This is a genomic window from Aeromonas sp. HMWF014, assembly GCF_963878295.1.
Lineage (GTDB): Bacteria > Pseudomonadota > Gammaproteobacteria > Enterobacterales > Aeromonadaceae > Aeromonas > Aeromonas popoffii.
Genome location: NZ_CAWNYS010000483.1, coordinates 1 through 1,049, shown reverse-complemented (window position 1 = coordinate 1,049; position 1,049 = coordinate 1). Strand labels below are relative to the sequence as shown.

At 60.4% G+C, this 1,049-nt stretch carries 3 protein-coding genes; all 3 read right to left on the bottom strand.

Annotated elements, in window-relative coordinates:
- The coding region (locus tag AAC083_RS18705) for a helix-turn-helix domain-containing protein (RefSeq protein WP_181364817.1) at nt 1–184 on the bottom strand (184 nt) is incomplete at its 3' end.
- A gap of 82 nt (nt 185–266) precedes the next feature.
- Nucleotides 267–800 (bottom strand): glutathione peroxidase, encoded by a 534-nt coding sequence (locus tag AAC083_RS18700; RefSeq protein WP_108537405.1) that lies wholly within the window; start codon nt 798–800, stop codon nt 267–269.
- A 67-nt stretch (nt 801–867) separates the two neighbouring features.
- A partial coding sequence (locus tag AAC083_RS18695) for an NnrU family protein (protein ID WP_308811023.1) occupies nt 868–1,049 on the bottom strand: 182 nt, incomplete at its 5' end.

Genomic DNA, 1,049 nt, shown 5'->3' with positions numbered 1-1,049 from the left:
GACGGGCATACTCCTGACCGAGTTCGGTCAGGGAGAAGCGGCGAGTCGTGCGCTGCACCAGCTGGGCACCGAGTTCGGCCTCAAGCTGGGCCAGCTGCTTGCTGATGTGGGATTTGGAGACGCCGAGCCGCCGTGCGGCCGCCGAGATGCCCTGTTCACGGACCAGGGCATCGAAGATCACCATTTGGGGCAGACGTTGCAACACGGGATTACCAGATAGGAGAGCGGGCCTCCATTATTCCAGAGCCGCCCGCAGCGGGGTAGGCCTAAAGCCCAAGCGCCCGCTTGACCTCTTTTTGCAGGGGATCGTCGGCCGGATTCTGGTTCGCACCATAACTCGCGACCAGCTTGCCATCGCGCCCTATCAGGTACTTGTGAAAGTTCCAGCCCGGCGCCTCGCCCGCAGCCGCGGCCAGCCCCTTGTAGAGCGGGCTGGCATCGTCACCGCGCACCGCCAACCGGTTGAACATGGGAAAGGTCACCCCGTAGTCACGGCGGCAAACAGCAGCGGTTTTGTCCTCATCCCCCGACTCCTGCCAGAAGTCGTTTGACGGAAAACCCAGCACGATCAGTCCTTTATCCTTGTAGGTCTGGTACAGCGTCTCCAGATCCCCAAACTGCCCGCGATAGCCGCAATAAGACGCTGTGTTGACCACCAGCACCACCTTGCCTTCGGTCAGCTGACACAGGTTGTGGCGCTGGGTGTTGTTGAGCTCCCGCATCTCCACATTGAAGTAGTCGGGACAGGCAGCAGACACAGCCCCCACACCAAGCAGTAATAACAAAGTGAACCATTTCATCGGGCAACTCCTTTTGAACAGATGAGCGTCATACGCACAGGTGGCGCAGTCGGTTCATCCCCATCATTTAGCGCAAGGGTATGCCGGTCAGCCAGCCATGACCCCAGAAGATCAAGACAGCCGTGACCGCGAGTCCAGCTCCCACACTGATACCAGTACCCACCCAGTTCGCTGCGGGTCGGGGATAGCGCTGCCAGTCCCGCCCCGAAATCCAGATGATGCTGATCAGCGCCCACAGACCGATACCGC